This is a genomic window from Streptomyces sannanensis, from assembly GCF_039536205.1.
In the GTDB taxonomy this organism is placed as follows: Bacteria; Actinomycetota; Actinomycetes; order Streptomycetales; family Streptomycetaceae; genus Streptomyces; species Streptomyces sannanensis.
In genome coordinates this window covers 2,631,168-2,646,194 of the sequence record NZ_BAAAYL010000001.1, presented here as the reverse complement: position 1 = coordinate 2,646,194, position 15,027 = coordinate 2,631,168, and the positions used below count along the sequence as shown (strand labels likewise).

Genomic DNA, 15,027 nt, shown 5'->3' with positions numbered 1-15,027 from the left:
GCTGCCCATCCGGATGCTGCACGACCGCGTCCTGGTGCGGTCGGACGCCCCCGAGGGGGAGCGGCGCTCCGGCGGCGGCATCCTGATTCCCGCGACGGCTGCCGTCGGCAAGCGGCTGGCCTGGGCCGAGGTGGTCGCGATCGGTCAGAACGTACGGACCGTGGAGCCGGGGGACCGGGTGCTGTACGACCCGGAGGACCGGGCGGAGGTCGAGGTCCGCGGGGTCGCGTACATCCTGATGCGGGAGCGCGATCTGCACGCGGTGGCCGCGGACCGCTTCGAGGGATCCGTGGATTCGACCGGGCTGTACCTGTAGCCGTACCTGTGCAGTACGAGAAGGGCTGGTGACGTCCGTCACCAGCCCTTCTCGCGTTTTTTGCTAGTTTGGGGGCGCCCCGACGAGACGCGCCGTACCGGGTTCATCGACAAGACGACGCACCCCGTACTGTTCCGCGTTTCGCTCGGAGGTTCTGTCATGGCCTGGGTTCTGCTGATCGTCGCCGGTCTGCTCGAGGTCGCCTGGTCGATCGGGATGAAGTACACCGAGGGCTTCACCCGTTTCTGGCCCAGCGTGTTCACCGGAGCCGGAATCGTCGCGAGCATGCTGCTGCTGTCGCAGGCCGTCAAGTCGCTGCCGATCGGTACGGCGTACGGCGTGTGGGTGGGCATCGGCGCGGCCGGTGCGGCGGTGCTCGGCATGGTGGTTCTGGGTGAGCCCGCCACCGCCGCCCGGATCTTCTTCGTCGTGCTGCTGCTGGTCGCCGTGGTGGGCCTCAAGGTGACATCGGGCCATTGAGTCCCTCCACGAGGCCTCCGCCGAGGGTGCCGCCGTCCGGCAGGGGCAGCCCGTGGGTGGGCGTGTCGCTGTCGGTCGGTGTTCCGGTACCGCCCTCGCTGAGGGTGGGCGTCGGTGCCGGTGCGGTGGAGGGCGGTGGTGCCGTCGGGGATTCGCTCGCTCCGGGCGTCGCCTCCGGTGTGGTGGTGGTCGGGGACGGCGACGGTGGGAATTCCGCGGCTCCCTCCGCGAGTACGAGGTCGAAGCCCTTGACGGGTGTCCCGTCGAGGGCGGCCGCCGTGTACTGGCCCCAGATCCTGGCGGGGGGTCCGCCGCCGTTGATGCGGGCGAGGCCGAGGGCGCCGTACAGGGACGTGTGCTCCGCGGTGTCGGGGTCCTGGCCCATGACGGCGACGACGGTCGCCAGGTCCGGCGTGTAGCCGGCGAACCAGGCGGCCTGGTCCTCCTCCGCGGTGCCGGTCTTGCCGGCCGCGGGGCGGCCGGCCGCCCCTGCGGCGGTTCCGGTGCCGGATTCGACGACGCCCCGCAGGATGGCGGTGGTGGTGTCGGCGGCTTCGCGGCTGACGGCCTGCTTCTGCTCCTGTTCCGGCAGGTCGATGGGCTCACCACGTCTGGTGAGCTTCTCGACGAGGGTGTAGCGGTTGTGCCTGCCGTGGTTGGCAAGGGTCGCGTACGCCTCGGCCATGTCGAGGACGCCGGCGGTGGCGACGCCGAGCGCGATGGACGGGTCGCCGGAGAGTTCGGGGGTGTCGGCCGGCAGGCCGAGGTCGACGGCGGTCTGCTGGACTTCGCCGGCGCCGACGTCCTCCGCCATCTGGGCGTAGACGGAGTTGACGGATTGGTCGGTGGCGGTACGGACCGTGATCATTCCGTAGCTGGTCCGGTCCTCGTTCTCCGGTGCGTATCCCACCGTCCCGTCCCGTCCCTGGACCTCGCGTCCGCTGGTGCCGTCGTAGACCGTGTCGGGGGTGATTCTGCGGCCGTCCTGGGTGGTGGCCTTGTTCTCGACGGCCGAGGTGAAGACGAAGGGCTTGAAGGTGGAGCCGACCTGGTAGTCGCGGCGGGTGGCGTTGCTGACGTACTGCTTGGTGTAGTCGAAGCCGCCGTAGAGGGCGACGACCTTCCCCGTGGCCGGGTCGATGGAGGCGCCGCCGACCCGTACGTCACGGTCGGCCTTCCGCCTGTCCTTGTCGAGCTGCGACCTCACCTGGTCGTCGACGGCCTTGGCGAGCGCGTTCTGCTTCTTCCTCTCCACGGTGGTGGTGATGCGCAGCCCGCCGGCGGCGAGGGTGTCCTCGTCGACGATCTTGTTCCTGGTGAGGTGGTCCTTGACGGCCTGGACGATGTAGCCGCGCTGCCCGGACAGGCCCGAGGCGGGCCGGACCCTGCCCGGTTCGGCGAACCGCATGCCGCCGCGCTCGGCCGCCGTCAGCCAGCCTTCCTTCACCATGCCGTCGAGGACGTAGTTCCAGCGGGCCAGGGCGGCGGCCTTGTTCTCGGGGTGCACGACCACGTCGTAGGCGCTCGGTGCGTTCAGCAGGGAGGCGAGGTAGGCGCCCTGCGCGGTGTCGATGTCTCTGATGTCCTTGCCGTAGTAGGCCTGGGCGGCGGCCTGGATGCCGTAGGCGCTGCGTCCGAAGTAACTGGTGTTCAGATAGCCCTCGAGGATGTGGTCCTTGCTCTTCTCGCGGTCGAGTTTGATCGCGATGAAGAACTCCTTGCCCTTTCTCGTGAGGGTCTGTTCCTGCCCCAGGTAGTAGTTCTTGACGTACTGCTGGGTGATGGTGGAACCGGACTGTCTGCCCTTTCCGGTGACGGTGTTCCAGGCGGCGCGGATCATGGCCTGGGGGTCGATGGCCCGTTCGGAGTAGAAGTCGCGGTCCTCGGCGGCGAGTACGGCCCGCCGGACGGTCAGGGGCACCTGGGAGAGCGTGATGTTCTCGCGGTTGATCTCGCCGTCGCGGGCGAGCTGGGTGCCGTCCTCGTAGAGATAGACGTTGCTCTGGGCGGTGGCCGTGGCGTTGGCCGACGGGATGTCGACGAGCAGGTAGCCGACGGCGAAGCCGCCGCACAGCAGCAGGGCGAAGAGCAGGAAGGTGCCGAGGAGCATCCGCCAGGTGGGTACGAGGCGGCGCAGGCCGGTGCGTTTCGGGCGGGTCCTCCGTTTCCTGCCCGCGGGTGCGGGCGGCCCGACGGGCGTGGGGTCGCGCGGGGTCCACCCTGGCGCGCCGCCCTGCCGCTCTGGCTCGTCGCTCATGTCTGTGGGGACTCCTCCGTCGTGGCCCAAGGTTCGCTCTCCGGCATAACGGTGTTCTAGCGGGCGATTCGCGGGGCGTGCGCATATTGCACTCCTCTGGCGGAAATTCGGCGGAAATCCGGTCGCGATGGTCCGCGCCCTGGACTAGGGTCGGGCGCTTTGGTGCAGTGGACCGGGCAAGTGCGCAAGGGGGGTTGACGACGTGCGGCTGTACGCGGCCGTCGCATCGAACGGTTTCCGGCGCTATGCGACGTACCGGGTGGCGACAGCGGCCGGGGTGTTCACCAACACCGTCTTCGGGTTCATCATGGCTTACACCTATATCGCCCTGTGGGACGAGCGTCCGCAACTCGGCGGCTACGACCAGTCCCAGGCGCTGACGTATGTGTGGCTGGGCCAGGCGCTGCTCATGACCTGCGCCATGATGGGCGGCGGCTTCGAGGACGAGCTGATGGAGCGGATCCGCACCGGTGACGTCGCCATCGACCTCTACCGGCCCGCGGACCTCCAGTCGTGGTGGCTTGCGGCCGATCTCGGCCGGGCCGCCTTCCATTTCCTCGGGCGGGGGATCGTGCCGATGGTGCTGGGCGGGCTTGCCTTCGATCTCGCCCTGCCCGCGAGCCCGGTCGTCTGGCTCGCCTTCCTGGTCGCGGTCGTCCTGGGCACGGTCGTCAGTTTCGCGGTCCGTTTCCTGGTGGCACTGTCCGCCTTCTGGCTGCTGGACGGGGCGGGAGCGGTGCAGCTGATGATGCTGGCCGGGATGTTCTTCTCCGGGCTGTACCTGCCGCTGAACGTGTTCCCCGGTGCGCTGGGCGAGGTGGCGATGGTGCTGCCGTGGTCGGCGCTGCTGCAGGTCCCGGCGGACATCTTCCTGGGGCGAAGCGCCGGGTGGGATGTGCTGGAGGGATACGCGTTCCAGGCCGGCTGGGCGGTGGCGCTGCTCGCGGCCGGGCGGCTGCTGCAGGCGGCGGCGACCCGCAGGGTGGTGGTCCAGGGTGGCTGAGGGGCTGCGCGCCTATCTGCTGATCGCGGCGATGTGGATCCGCTCGACGATGACCTATCGGGCGTCGTTCGCGATGACGACGTTCGGGAACTTCGCCGCGACCGCGCTCGACTTCGTGGTGATCATGCTGATGTTCTCGCATGTGGAGGTGCTGGGCGGCTACACCCTGCCCGAGATCGCCTTCCTCTACGGGACGGCGGCCACGGCGTTCGGACTGGCGGATCTGGTGATGGGCTCGATGGAGCGGCTGGGCCGGCGGGTGCGCGACGGCACGCTGGACACCCTCCTGGTCCGCCCGGTGCCGGTGCTGGCGCAGGTGGCGGCGGACCGGTTCGCGCTGCGCCGGCTGGGCCGGATCATCCAGGGGCTGCTGGTGCTGGGGTACGCGCTCGCCGTCCTGGACATCGAGTGGACGCCGCTCCGGGTGCTGACGATGCCGCTGATGGTGGTGAGCGGGGCGGTGATCTTCGCCTCGTTCTTCGTCGCGGGGGCAGCGTTCCAGTTCTGGGCGCAGGACGCGGCGGAGGTGCAGAACTCCTTCACGTACGGGGGTACGACCCTGCTTGAGTACCCGCCGACGGTTTTCGCGAAGGACCTGGTGCGCGGTGTGACGTTCGTACTGCCGCTGGCCTTCGTCAACTGGCTGCCCGCGCTGTACGTCCTGGGGCGGCCGTACCCGCTGGACGTGCCGGAGTGGGCGGCGTTCCTGCCGCCGGTGGTGGCGGCGGGGTGCTGCGGGCTCGCCGGTCTGGCGTGGCGGGTGGGCCTGCGTTCGTACCGGAGCACGGGGAGCTGAGCGACTGTGGACTTCATCGAACTGGACGGTGTGGAGAAGGTCTTCGACGTGCGGCGCAGGACGGGCCTGCTGCGCCGCGAGAAGACGCGGGTGCGTGCGGTGGACGGGATCAGCTTCAGCGTGCCGCGCGGTGAGATGGTCGGCTACATCGGCCCGAACGGCGCCGGCAAGTCCACCACCATCAAGATGCTGACCGGGATCCTCACGCCGAGCGGCGGCCGGCTGCGGGTCGCCGGACTCGATCCGTCGCGTGAGCGGACCAGGCTGGCGCAGCGCATCGGGGTGGTCTTCGGCCAGCGCACCACCCTGTGGTGGGACCTGCCGCTCAGGGACTCGTACCGCCTGGCGCACCGGATGTACCGGATCCCGGACGCCCGCTTCCGGGAGAACCTGGACCGCTGTGTGGAGCTCCTGGACCTGGGCGCACTGCTGGACGTCCCCGTGCGCCAGCTGTCCCTCGGGCAGCGGATGCGCGGCGACATCGCGGCGGCGCTGCTGCACGATCCGGAGGTGCTGTATCTCGACGAGCCGACGATCGGCCTCGATGTCGTCAGCAAGGCCAAGGTGCGCGTATTCCTCCGGGATCTCAATGCCGAGCGTGGTACGACCGTGCTGCTCACCACGCACGATCTGACCGACATCGAGCAGCTGTGCGAGCGGGTGATGGTCATCGACCACGGGCGGCTGGTGTACGACGGGGCGCTCACGGGTCTGCACGAGGCGGGGGAGAGCGAGCGGATGCTGGTCGTCGACCTGGAGCGGGAGCTTCCGCCGATCCGTCTGGACGGCGCCCGTGCGGTGAAGGTGGAGGGCCCGCGGCAGTGGCTGGCCTTCCCCGCCTCGGCGTCGGCGGCGCCGCTGGTCTCGGCGATCGCGGCGGAGTACCCCCTGGTGGATCTGTCGGTCCGTGAGCCGGACATCGAGACGGTGATCGCGAAGATGTACGCGTCGGCGCCATGGGGGTCCCCCCGCTCATGAGAGTCCCCCCCGCTCGAGCGAAGCCGGGAGTGGCGGAGGAGCCGGGAGCGGGGGAGTGGCCGGGAGTGGGGGAGTGGCCGGGAGTGGGGGAGGAGCCGGGAGTGGGGGAGTGGCTGGGAGTGGGGGAGTGGCTGGGAGTGGGAGTAGCCGAGAACGGGGGAGAAGCCGGGAGTGGGAGTAGCCGAGAACGGGGGAGAAGCCGGGAGTGGGAGTAGCCGAGAGCGGGGGAGTAGCCGGGAGTGGGAGTAGCCGAGAGCGGGGGAGTAGCCGGGAGTGGGAGGAGCCGGGAGTGGGGGAGAAGCCGAGAGTGGGGGAGAAGCCGGGAGTGGGGGAGAAGCCGGGAGTGGGGGAGAAGCCGAGAGCGGGGGAGAAGCCGGGAGTGGGGGAGAAGCCGAGAGCGGGGGAGAAGCCGGGAGTGGGGGAGCAGCCGAGAGCGGGGGAGAAGCCGAGAGCCTGGGGGGAGGGCTGTAAGCCCGCGCGGATCCTCAATAGGCTGTCCGCATGACGGATGATCAGTTGCCGGAGCTGAGGGCTTCGGACGCCGACCGGGAACAGGTCGCGGAACGCCTCAGGGAAGCCATGGCCGAGGGCCGGCTCGACATGGAGGAGTTCGGCGAGCGGCTGGACGCGACGTACAAGGCGCGCACCTACGGCGAGCTGGAGCCGATCACCCGTGATCTGCCCGCCGGGGCCAGGCCCGCCCCCGGCCCCGCCCCGGCGGCGTCGAAGGCCTGGGCGGAACGTATCGGCGGCGCCGGCACCTCCTCCACCGCGATCGCGGTCATGTCGGGCTTCGAGCGCAAGGGCTTCTGGACCGTGCCGCGCCGCTTCGACGCCTTCGCCCTCATGGGCGGCGGCGAGATCGATCTGCGCGAGGCCCGCTTCGAGGACCGTGAGATCGTCATCAACTGCGTCACGATCATGGGCGGAATGAATGTGATCGTCCCACCCGGCGTCGAGGTCGACGTCCGCGGCTTCGGTGTGATGGGAGGCTTCGACCGCCGCGTGTGCGAGGACGGGGATGCGACCGAGCCGGGCGCGCCGCGCGTGATCGTGACGGGCTTCGCGTTCTGGGGCGGCGTGGGCGTCCAGCGCAAGATGACCCGGGCGGAGAAGAAGCAGCTGAGGGCGGAGCGCAAGCAGCGCAAGGAACTCGGCTGAGCTCCTGGTCGTCCCTCATGGAGGAGGATCTCAAGTAGGGACAATTGCGTACGGGGACCGCTGCGTACGCACGGACGGGTGGAGCGTATGGAACCTACGAAGACGGTGGTCGCCGCCCCGCCCTTCGCATACACCGAGGCCGACGAGGAGAAGCGCCGCGGCGTGCGCCGCATGAAGACGACCGCCACCGGCCTCCTGCTGTTCGTCGCCGTGGTCTTCGCCCTCGCCACCTGGGCGGAGCACGCGGGCGCCGGCGCCTGGGCGGGCTATGTGGCGGCCGCCGCCGAGGCGGGCATGGTCGGCGCGCTCGCCGACTGGTTCGCGGTGACGGCGCTGTTCCGGCACCCGATGGGGCTGCCCATCCCGCACACCGCGATCATCCCCACCAAGAAGGACCAGTTCGGCGCGTCCCTCGGCTCCTTTGTCGGCGAGAACTTCCTCTCCTCCGGCGTCGTACGCGCCAGGCTGCACGCCCTCGGCATCGGCCGCCGCCTCGGCACCTGGCTCGCCGACCCCGACCACGCCGACCGGGTCACCGCCGAACTCGCCACGGCCCTGCGCGGCGCCCTCACCGTGCTGCGCGACTCCGACGTCCAGGCGGTCGTCAGCGAGGCCATCACCCGCCGCGCGGACTCCGCCGAGATCGCCCCCGGGCTGGGCAAGACACTCGAGAAGGTCGTCGCGGACGGCGGTCACCGCCGTGTCGTCGACCTGATCTGTGCCCGCGGCCACGACTGGCTCGTCCTCCACGGCGACAACGTCATGGACGCCGTCCAGGGCGGCGCCCCCGGCTGGACCCCCCGCTTCGTCGACCGCAAGGTCGGCGAACGCGTCTACAAGGAGCTGCTGCGCTTCGTCACCGAGATGCGCGACATGCCCTCCCACCCGGCCCGTGGCGCCCTCGACCGCTTCCTCGCCGACTTCGCCGCCGACCTGCAGTCCGACACCGACACCCGGCTGCGCGTCGAGCGCATGAAGGGGGACATCCTCGCCCGCTCCGAGGTCCAGGACATCATCGCCTCCGCATGGTCCGCCGTACGCGGCATGATCATCTCGGCCGCCGAGGACGAACGCAGCGAACTACGTCTCCGCGCCCGCGCATCCCTGCTTTCCTTCGGTGCCCGTCTGGCCACGGACGCCCGGCTCCAGGTCAAGCTGGACGGCTGGCTGGAGGACGCGGCGGCGTACGTCGTCACGACCTACCACGCCGAGATCACCTCGCTGATCACGGACACCGTGGCCGGCTGGGACGCGGAGCACACCTCACGCAAGATCGAGGCCCACATCGGCCGCGACCTGCAGTTCATCCGCATCAACGGCACGGTGGTCGGCGCGCTGGCGGGCCTGCTGATCTACACGGTCGCCCACGCCCTGGGCGCGTGAGCGCGGGGGGTGTAACGGGGCACCCTCCCGGCCCGTCCGGCGTCCGGGGCCGGACGCTCTCCCAGCTACCTCTCCCAGCTACCTCCCCCAGCTACCTCTCCCAGCTACCTCCCCCAGCTACCTCCCCCAGCTACCGCTGGGGGTGCCCCCAGGGGTGCCCCCAGGGGGTAGCTGGAGGAGGTGCCCCCGGGCCCTCCCGTCGGTGGGCGTTCGCCTCCTCAGGGCCGGTGTCCGGGGCGGAGCCCATGCGCCCGGGCCGCCACCCCTCACGCCGTACGCCGCGTCACCGCCCACGAGGCCACGGCCATTCCGCCGGCCACGGTGAACACGGCGGGCCAGGCGCCCATCTTCTTGGCCAGCGGGTGGGAGCCGGCGAATGCGGCCACGTACGCCGCGCTCAGCCCCGCGGCTGCCTTGGCCCCTCCGGCCTCGTACCACTCCTTCGCGGCCACCGCCCCGGCGGCGGCCAGCGCCACCCCGCCGAGCGGCCTCTTCTTCGTCCACCGGGCCACGCCGTACCCGCCCACGAGCCCGCTCGCGGCCACCGCTCCTGCCGGGATCCTCGCCATGCCTGTGCCTCCTTTGTGTCGTTACGCCCGAGGCTAACGGGGACGCCCGGGAAGCAGCCGCGCGGCCCACTCGGAGAGCGCCCCGGCCGCGCCCTCGCGCAGGTCCCCGTCGAGGTGCACCTCGGCGAGGAGCTCGCGTTCGGGGTTCGGCAGCGCCAGCTGCCGGTAGTACCGCAGGTCCTGAAAGCCGTGGTCGGCGACATCGCGGCTGGTCGCGGCGTAGACGAGCCGGGGGATACGGGCCCAGTAGCAGGCGGCCAGGCACATGGGGCACGGCTCGCTGCTCGAGTACATGACGGCGTCCTCCATGAGGTGCCGCCCGAGCGCCTGCCCGGCCGCGCGCAGCGCCATGATCTCGGCGTGCGCGGTCGGATCGTGCAGTTCCACGACCGAGCTGGTGCCGGTCCCGACGACCTTGCCGTCGATCACGACGAGCGCGCCGAAGGGCGTCTTGCCGTTGTCCTCCAGCGCGCGTCGCGAGATCGCGATGGCCTGCTCGAGGAATGTACGGTCCTGTGAGCTCTCCGGGGCGTAGGGCAATGGAATCTCCCTCGGCTCGTTCGTCTCCAGTTCCTCGACGATAACCGTTATGGGCGTTTTGGTTCGCTTCATGACCGCCCGCCGGCGGCGCAATGGGCGGTACGGGCGGCGCGCCCGCCGAGACTCGGTCCGTCCGGTGCGGTCCGGTGCGGTCCGGTCGGGACGGAGGGGGAGGCGGGGAGGCCCCGTAGGACCACGGCTCGGCCCCGTGCGGTCCGGCGGCCCGGGACGGGCGGCGCGACGCGGGACCCGCCTGCGCGCCCCGGGGCCGGGCGGGCCGACCGGCGCGATCAGCGCGCCGACGCCATCTGCTGGCACATGTCGGCGCACTTCCGGCAGGCCTCCATGCAGGCGCGCATGAACGGCTCGTCGAAGCGCTCGCACATGTCCGCGCACATGCGGCACATCTCGGCGCACATCTGGCACATGCCGCGTGCCATCTCGGACTGCCGCATCGTCATGTCCGAGCACATGCGGCACATGTCGGCACAGTCCATCATCGTGATCATCATGTCGCGCTGCGCGAGCGCCCCGCCCTTCTGCAACGCCAGCACCATGGTCTGCTCGCACACGCTGTGGGCCTCGTTGCACGCGTCGATGCACTGCCGCATCTGCGCGGTCATCTGGCCGGCCATCTGAGTCATCCGGGTCCTCCGGGGTGAGTCGGGACGAGACGGGGACGATCCCCGCGGACCAGCCGACATGCTCACGCCGGTGATCGCATCCAGGCTGGGCCGAGCGGGTGAAAGCGCGGCGTCACGCCCCGACGTGCGCCGCCCCGCCGCCCCGCGCACTCTGGAGGGGAGCACACAGGGAGGTCGCCATGCCCAGGCTCGAAGAACACGTCGACATCTCGGCGCCCAGCGACGCCGTGTGGGAGCACCTGCACAAGGTCGAGGAGTACCCGCAGTTCGTCGACGGCGTCAGAGAAGCGCGGCGCGAGAGCTCGGCCCGCGTGCATATGGACGTCGATACCCGAGGCCGGGCCAAGGGGATCGACTGCAGTACCGAGGACATCGGATCCCAGGAGACGATGGCCTGGAAGACCACATCCACACCGCACCTGAGCGGTTCCTTCTCGGTCACGCCGCTGGACGCCGAGCACACCCGGGTGAAGGCACGGGTCGAGTACGACCCGGCGGAGGCGCTGGACGCCTTCGGCGGCCCCAAGGGCTTCGCCCAGTCCAACGCGATCGAGCGGACCGTCCGGGAGGACCTCCACCATTTCAAGGAAATGGTGGAGCGGGAACACAGGTGAGCCGCCATGAAGCAGCACTGGAACATCGAACTCGACTTCGAAGAGGACGGAACGCGCACCCACTGCACGGCCTCGCTCAGCGGCCCCGGCGCACCCGGCGTCCAGAGCGTCGGAATCGCCCGGCGCAATCCGGACGATCTGCCGGACGCCGGCATCGGTGAGGACCTGGCCGCCGCCCGCGCATGCTCCAAGCTGGCCGACGACCTGGTCAAGCAGGCCGCGGCCGGTATCGAGGACCACACCCACAGGCCGGCCCACCTGCAGCTCTGAAACCTGTCGGGCCCGGGCGCCGAAGCCGGCGGCGCCCGCCCCGCGGCGGATCAGGCCCGGACTCAAGTCCTGTGCCTGGGCGTGACCTGGCGGTCACAGCGCTAGACCCAGCCCCTCGGTGTGGGCAGGACCTCGAAGCCGCTCAGACCCTCCGGCGGTTCCGCCCGCACGTCGACGTCCCGTACGGTCGCGGCGGGCGGGCCGTGCCAAGCCCAGCGCACCATCCGCTCCACCGGGTCGTCGTCGCCCTCGAAGACCGCCTCGACATTGCCGTCGGGCAGGTTGCGCACCCACCCGGCGACGCCGTTCTCGATTGCCGCCGCCCGGCAGGTGTCCCGGAAGAACACTCCCTGGACCACCCCGGACACGATCACGCGCTTCCGCACCATGAAACGGGATCGTAGAAGCCCGCGGCCCCCGGCCGGGGTCAATGCGGCCGGGAGCCGTACGCGTCCCAAGAGTCTTGCCGGTTGCCCGGGCGGGTCCGGTAGTGTTTCCGCCGCCAGCACCGAACGACCGAGGAGGTGAGCCCCATTACCGCTGCAGCAGGCTGGGCGCTCCCTTCTCACGGCCGTACGGCCGCCTCGGCATAGGCGGGCCGTGAGAGCGCCCTTCGACGTCCGAAAGGCTCTCATGTCGGCTTCACCCCCGTCCCTCCCCCTCTCCGCCATCGTCACCAGGCTTCGCGCCGCCGGCTGTGTCTTCGCCGAGGACGAGGCGGAGTTGATCGTCTCCACGGCACGTACGCCCGCCGAGCTCGCCGCGATGGTGGAGCAGCGGGTCATCGGCCGGCCCCTCGAACACGTCCTCGGATGGGCCGAGTTCTGCGGACTGCGGATCGCCGTGGACCCCGGGGTGTTCGTACCCCGCCGCCGCACCGAGTTCCTCGTCCGCCGGGCCGCGGCCCTCGCCCCGACGCGGCGGGCCGTCGTGGTCGACCTGTGCTGCGGTTCGGGCGCGCTGGGCGCGGCGCTGGCCGCGTCCCTGGACCGGCCCGAGCTGTACGCCTCCGACGTCGACCCCGCCGCGGTGCGGTGCGCCCGCCGCAATGTCACCGCGGCCGGCGGCCGGGTGCACGAGGGCGACCTCTACGAGCCGCTGCCCGCGACGCTGCGCGGCCGTGTCGACATCCTGCTCGCCAATGTGCCCTACGTGCCCACCGACGAGATCGAGCTGCTGCCCGCGGAGGCCCGGGTCCACGAGTCGCGGGTGGCGCTCGACGGCGGCACCGACGGGCTGGACGTGCTGCGCCGGGTGACGGCCGCGGCGCCCCTGTGGCTGGCGCCGGGCGGCCATCTGCTGTTCGAGACGAGCGAACGCCAGGCCCCGCAGGCCATGGAGACCGTTGCCAGCGCGGGCCTGATCCCGACGTCGGCCACCGATGACGAGCTGTACGCCACGGTCGTCATCGCGACCATGCCCGCGCACCGGTGACGCGCGTCCGTGCGTGACCTCGCCCTCGAAGGAGGCGGGTTCGGCCGGAATCCGAACACGCCGGGCCGTCGGGCGAAGCGGCTGTCGGGTCGGCGTGGTTGGGGCGTGCCGGGACGCGGCCGCACGCCGTCGGCTCGGGTGCCCGTCACATAGGCGCCCGCGCGGGCCGCCGCGGCCGCCGCCTCGGGCAGGCCGCGCAGCGCGCGCGGGGCCGTTTGCCGTGTGGTAGGTATTGCCTTCGCACGACCGAGCCATGGGGAGGGCATGATACGCGTGCCAACAGCCGTTGTCGGCCTGATGATTGCCGTCGGCGCGTTGACGGCGTGCGAGAAGGACGGCGGGGCGTCGGACGCGAACGAGCCCGCGGTGATCACGGGTGAGGAGGGGCAGGAGGAACAGGAGCGGATGTTCCTGTCGGACCTCGTGGCCATCGAGCCCGCTCTGGAGCCGTACAAGGCCGAAGCGATGGACATCGCCCAGGAGATCTGCGTCGATGTGAGGCTGGGCCAGAGCGACGACACGGTGACGGCCAAGGCAGTTCAGAGGTTCCACACGACACCGGAGAAGGCCGGTCGCATCGTGGAGTCGATGAGAACGTCGTTCTGCGGCTGAGAACGGTCATGACGAAGCGCCCCCAACACGCAGCACCGGAATGGGGTCTCTCCGGCATTCGAGGACGGACACTCCATCCGGCCCGGACGGGGGCCCACCCGATGTGGGCCCCCGTCCGGATGTTCCGGGTCAGGCAAGCGCCTCGGCCGCAAGCGCGGCCGTGCGGGCGACGAGCGGGCTGTCCGGGAGCGCGTCGGCCTCGTGCTTGGTCGTCAGCACGGCCAGTACGACCGGTGCCCCGTCCGGTGTCCAGGCGATGCCCACGTTGTTGTTCGTGCCGTACGAGCCGCCACCGGTCTTGTCGGCGACGGTCCACCCCGCGAGCACCGCACGGAAGCGGTCCCCGCTGGTCTGGTTGTTCAGCAGCCATTCGGTCAGCCGGCCGCGGTCCAGCGGATCCAGCACGTCACCGAGGACGAGCTTCGCGTAGCTGCGGGCGATCGCCCTCGGGCTGGTCGTGTCCTCGACGCGCCAGGGTTCGGCGGAGTTGAGCGTCGGCTCCCAGCGGTCGAGCCGTGTCGTGTTGTCCTGGATGGAGCGGCAGAAGCGGGTGATCGCGGTCGGTCCGCCGAGTTCGCGCAGCATCAGATTGCCCGCGGTGTTGTCGCTGTGGCAGATGGCGGCCTCGCTCAGTTCGGCGATGGTCATGCCGTTGGCGAGGTTGTCCTCCCTGCTTGTGATCTCGGAGTTCTCGACCACGTCCGCTGACGTGTAGTGGATGCGCTTGGCGAGTGTCTCACCATCGCGGTCGAGGTCTCTCAGTACGGCCGCGGCGGCGAGCGGCTTGAACAGGGAGCAGAGGGGGAACCGCTCCTCCGCCCGGTGCAGCACGGTCGCGTTGGTGGCCAGGTTGCGGGCGAACACTCCGATACGGGCCGCGTGCTGCTGCTCGAGCTCACGCAGCCGCGCGGTGGTCTCCTGGTGGCGGTGGCCGCGACGGGCGTCCGCGCGGGCAGGCCCGGCAGTGAACATGATCGCGGCGGCCGAGGCGGTTGCGGCACCGGCCGTGAGCAGTGCGCGGCGTGTGGGGTTGGACTTCTGGAAAGCTGAGATCGGCTTGTCCTCTGTTCGACGGTGCCCCGGCCCGTTCGCCTTCGTCGATGGCGCCGGATGGGCAGTTCCTCCCAACGTACCTGTGAAACCAGTGGGGTTGAAGTTTCCCATGTGGTCGGGCGTGGCGCACGGCCCGCACTTATGTGTGGGCAGTCCGCCGGGGTCGGGGCGACGGGAGGTCACCTCGGCCCCGGAATCACCTGCGTTCGCTTCCGTCACCCCGGCCCATGTGCGGCTGCCCCGGTCGTACCCGCCTCTCCCCCGTACGGCGGAGGAGGACCGTCCCGTACGTCGACGTGCTCGCGGCGCCCCGCCACCAGCATGGGTCACATGCTGAAGGTGAGCGCTCTGCCGAACGTGCCGCGCTGGGCCGTCCTCGCGGCCCACGCCGTACCACTGATCACCCTGCCGTCCGGACTGTGGCGGCTCGCCCTGGTCGCCGGGCTCCCGGTGCTCGAGCTCCCCACCGAGGGCGGGACGATCGGCGTCGGGGAGTCGCTGTACATCGTCTCGCTCAGCCTGGTCTCCGAGGCCCTCGCCCTGCTCACGCTCGGCCTGGTGCGGCCCTGGGGCGAGACCGTGCCGCGCTGGATCCCCCTGCTGGGCGGCCGCCGGATACCGCCGCTCGCCGCGGTGATCCCGGCCCTGACGGGCGCGGCCGGGCTGCTCGGGCTGGTGGGCTGGTTCACCTACGCCCAGTACGCGGGCCTGGGGGACGGGCTCACCGGGAGCCCGGCCCAGAAGGCCCTCCTGACGGTCTGCTACGTCCCGCTGCTGGCCTGGGCCCCGCTCCTGATCGCGGTGACGGTGGCGTACCACCGGCGCCGCGCGGGCGCGCCCGCGCCGCAGGACCCGCAGAAGCAGGGCCTCCTCGCCCGCCGATAGGCCCTGTCCGGCCGATCATGCCGGGCTCGCGA

At 71.0% G+C, this 15,027-nt stretch carries 18 protein-coding genes and 1 riboswitch; of the genes, 12 read left to right on the top strand and 6 right to left on the bottom strand.

Features of this window, described 5'->3' with window-relative positions; genetic code table 11:
• Positions 1-13: 13 nt before the first annotated feature.
• Together ABD858_RS12440 and ABD858_RS12435 are read left to right on the top strand one after the other, a co-directional pair.
• Complete coding sequence (locus ABD858_RS12440) at positions 14-316, top strand: GroES family chaperonin (protein WP_425586320.1); 303 nt, start codon at positions 14-16, stop codon at positions 314-316.
• A 57-nt stretch (positions 317-373) separates the two neighbouring features.
• A riboswitch (guanidine-III (ykkC-III) riboswitch) is annotated at positions 374-440 on the top strand.
• 35 nt (positions 441-475) lie between these two features.
• Positions 476-796, top strand: coding sequence for a DMT family transporter (locus ABD858_RS12435; protein WP_345036602.1), 321 nt, complete (start codon positions 476-478; stop codon positions 794-796).
• On the opposite strand, the gene ABD858_RS12430 is transcribed toward ABD858_RS12435, so the two are convergent.
• A complete protein-coding gene (locus ABD858_RS12430; protein WP_345036600.1) occupies positions 774-3,053 on the bottom strand; it encodes a transglycosylase domain-containing protein in 2,280 nt (759 codons plus the stop codon). The two genes, ABD858_RS12435 and ABD858_RS12430, sit on opposite strands and share 23 nt — an antisense overlap.
• A gap of 202 nt (positions 3,054-3,255) precedes the next feature.
• On the opposite strand from ABD858_RS12430, the gene ABD858_RS12425 reads away from it, so the two are divergent.
• The 5 genes from ABD858_RS12425 (at position 3,256) to ABD858_RS12405 (ending at position 8,374) form a co-directional block, all read left to right on the top strand.
• Positions 3,256-4,056 (top strand): ABC transporter permease, encoded by an 801-nt coding sequence (locus tag ABD858_RS12425; protein ID WP_345036597.1) that lies wholly within the window; start codon positions 3,256-3,258, stop codon positions 4,054-4,056.
• Positions 3,947-4,852 (top strand): ABC transporter permease, encoded by a 906-nt coding sequence (locus tag ABD858_RS12420; RefSeq protein WP_345036595.1) that lies wholly within the window; start codon positions 3,947-3,949, stop codon positions 4,850-4,852. The genes ABD858_RS12425 and ABD858_RS12420 overlap by 110 nt, the downstream gene beginning before the upstream one ends.
• 6 nt (positions 4,853-4,858) lie before the next feature.
• Entirely contained in the window at positions 4,859-5,830 is a 972-nt protein-coding gene (locus tag ABD858_RS12415; RefSeq protein ID WP_345036593.1) for an ABC transporter ATP-binding protein, read from the top strand.
• Positions 5,831-6,331: 501 nt separating this feature from the next.
• Entirely contained in the window at positions 6,332-6,991 is a 660-nt protein-coding gene (locus tag ABD858_RS12410; RefSeq protein WP_345036590.1) for a DUF1707 SHOCT-like domain-containing protein, read from the top strand.
• An 87-nt stretch (positions 6,992-7,078) separates the two neighbouring features.
• Positions 7,079-8,374: a DUF445 domain-containing protein gene (locus ABD858_RS12405; RefSeq protein WP_345036588.1), complete on the top strand. Its 1,296-nt coding sequence runs from the start codon at positions 7,079-7,081 to the stop codon at positions 8,372-8,374.
• Between the two features lie 266 nt (positions 8,375-8,640).
• Here ABD858_RS12405 and ABD858_RS12400 read toward each other — a convergent pair whose 3' ends face one another.
• The 3 genes from ABD858_RS12400 to ABD858_RS12390 form a co-directional block, all read right to left on the bottom strand.
• On the bottom strand, positions 8,641-8,943 hold the full coding sequence (locus ABD858_RS12400; protein ID WP_345036586.1) for a hypothetical protein: 303 nt from the start codon (positions 8,941-8,943) through the stop codon (positions 8,641-8,643).
• A 33-nt stretch (positions 8,944-8,976) separates the two neighbouring features.
• A complete protein-coding gene (locus tag ABD858_RS12395; protein WP_345036584.1) occupies positions 8,977-9,555 on the bottom strand; it encodes a nucleoside deaminase in 579 nt (192 codons plus the stop codon).
• Between the two features lie 218 nt (positions 9,556-9,773).
• A complete protein-coding gene (locus ABD858_RS12390) occupies positions 9,774-10,118 on the bottom strand; it encodes a four-helix bundle copper-binding protein (protein WP_345036582.1) in 345 nt (114 codons plus the stop codon).
• 188 nt (positions 10,119-10,306) lie between these two features.
• Between ABD858_RS12390 and ABD858_RS12385 the strand changes: the two genes are divergently transcribed.
• Both ABD858_RS12385 and ABD858_RS12380 read left to right on the top strand, forming a co-directional pair.
• Complete coding sequence (locus ABD858_RS12385; RefSeq protein WP_345036580.1) at positions 10,307-10,741, top strand: SRPBCC family protein; 435 nt, start codon at positions 10,307-10,309, stop codon at positions 10,739-10,741.
• Between the two features lie 6 nt (positions 10,742-10,747).
• Entirely contained in the window at positions 10,748-11,011 is a 264-nt protein-coding gene (locus ABD858_RS12380; protein ID WP_345036578.1) for a DUF1876 domain-containing protein, read from the top strand.
• 101 nt (positions 11,012-11,112) lie between these two features.
• Here ABD858_RS12380 and ABD858_RS12375 read toward each other — a convergent pair whose 3' ends face one another.
• Complete coding sequence (locus ABD858_RS12375) at positions 11,113-11,400, bottom strand: acylphosphatase (RefSeq protein WP_345036576.1); 288 nt, start codon at positions 11,398-11,400, stop codon at positions 11,113-11,115.
• A gap of 244 nt (positions 11,401-11,644) precedes the next feature.
• Between ABD858_RS12375 and ABD858_RS12370 the strand changes: the two genes are divergently transcribed.
• Positions 11,645-12,445 carry a putative protein N(5)-glutamine methyltransferase gene (locus tag ABD858_RS12370; RefSeq protein WP_345036573.1) on the top strand — a complete coding sequence of 267 codons (801 nt, stop codon included), beginning with the start codon at positions 11,645-11,647 and terminating at the stop codon, positions 12,443-12,445.
• Positions 12,446-12,718: 273 nt separating this feature from the next.
• Positions 12,719-13,057: a hypothetical protein gene (locus ABD858_RS12365; RefSeq protein ID WP_345036571.1), complete on the top strand. Its 339-nt coding sequence runs from the start codon at positions 12,719-12,721 to the stop codon at positions 13,055-13,057.
• Between the two features lie 129 nt (positions 13,058-13,186).
• Here ABD858_RS12365 and bla read toward each other — a convergent pair whose 3' ends face one another.
• Positions 13,187-14,029, bottom strand: a complete 843-nt coding sequence (gene bla, locus ABD858_RS12360; RefSeq protein ID WP_345036569.1) for a class A beta-lactamase — start codon at positions 14,027-14,029, stop codon at positions 13,187-13,189.
• 411 nt (positions 14,030-14,440) lie between these two features.
• Here bla and ABD858_RS12355 point away from each other — a divergent pair, with 411 nt between their 5' ends.
• Entirely contained in the window at positions 14,441-14,995 is a 555-nt protein-coding gene (locus ABD858_RS12355; protein WP_345036567.1) for a hypothetical protein, read from the top strand.
• The last annotated feature ends 32 nt before the right edge of the window (positions 14,996-15,027 follow it).

Excerpts from the sequence above, each read along its gene's own strand:
- ABD858_RS12355 (WP_345036567.1), top strand. The coding sequence starts at position 14,441 with ATGCTGAAGGTGAGCGCTCTGCCGAACGTGCCGCGCTGGGCCGTCCTC.
- ABD858_RS12435 (WP_345036602.1), top strand. The coding sequence starts at position 476 with ATGGCCTGGGTTCTGCTGATCGTCGCCGGTCTGCTCGAGGTCGCCTGG.
- ABD858_RS12420 (WP_345036595.1), top strand. The coding sequence starts at position 3,947 with ATGTGCTGGAGGGATACGCGTTCCAGGCCGGCTGGGCGGTGGCGCTGC.
- ABD858_RS12440 (WP_425586320.1), top strand. The coding sequence starts at position 14 with ATGCTGCACGACCGCGTCCTGGTGCGGTCGGACGCCCCCGAGGGGGAG.
- ABD858_RS12390 (WP_345036582.1), bottom strand. The coding sequence starts at position 10,118 with ATGGCCGGCCAGATGACCGCGCAGATGCGGCAGTGCATCGACGCGTGC.
- ABD858_RS12375 (WP_345036576.1), bottom strand. The coding sequence starts at position 11,400 with ATGGTGCGGAAGCGCGTGATCGTGTCCGGGGTGGTCCAGGGAGTGTTC.
- ABD858_RS12430 (WP_345036600.1), bottom strand. The coding sequence starts at position 3,053 with ATGAGCGACGAGCCAGAGCGGCAGGGCGGCGCGCCAGGGTGGACCCCG.
- ABD858_RS12405 (WP_345036588.1), top strand. The coding sequence starts at position 7,079 with ATGGAACCTACGAAGACGGTGGTCGCCGCCCCGCCCTTCGCATACACC.
- ABD858_RS12370 (WP_345036573.1), top strand. The coding sequence starts at position 11,645 with ATGTCGGCTTCACCCCCGTCCCTCCCCCTCTCCGCCATCGTCACCAGG.
- bla (WP_345036569.1), bottom strand. The coding sequence starts at position 14,029 with ATGTTCACTGCCGGGCCTGCCCGCGCGGACGCCCGTCGCGGCCACCGC.
- ABD858_RS12385 (WP_345036580.1), top strand. The coding sequence starts at position 10,307 with ATGCCCAGGCTCGAAGAACACGTCGACATCTCGGCGCCCAGCGACGCC.
- ABD858_RS12410 (WP_345036590.1), top strand. The coding sequence starts at position 6,332 with ATGACGGATGATCAGTTGCCGGAGCTGAGGGCTTCGGACGCCGACCGG.
- ABD858_RS12400 (WP_345036586.1), bottom strand. The coding sequence starts at position 8,943 with ATGGCGAGGATCCCGGCAGGAGCGGTGGCCGCGAGCGGGCTCGTGGGC.
- ABD858_RS12380 (WP_345036578.1), top strand. The coding sequence starts at position 10,748 with ATGAAGCAGCACTGGAACATCGAACTCGACTTCGAAGAGGACGGAACG.
- ABD858_RS12395 (WP_345036584.1), bottom strand. The coding sequence starts at position 9,555 with ATGAAGCGAACCAAAACGCCCATAACGGTTATCGTCGAGGAACTGGAG.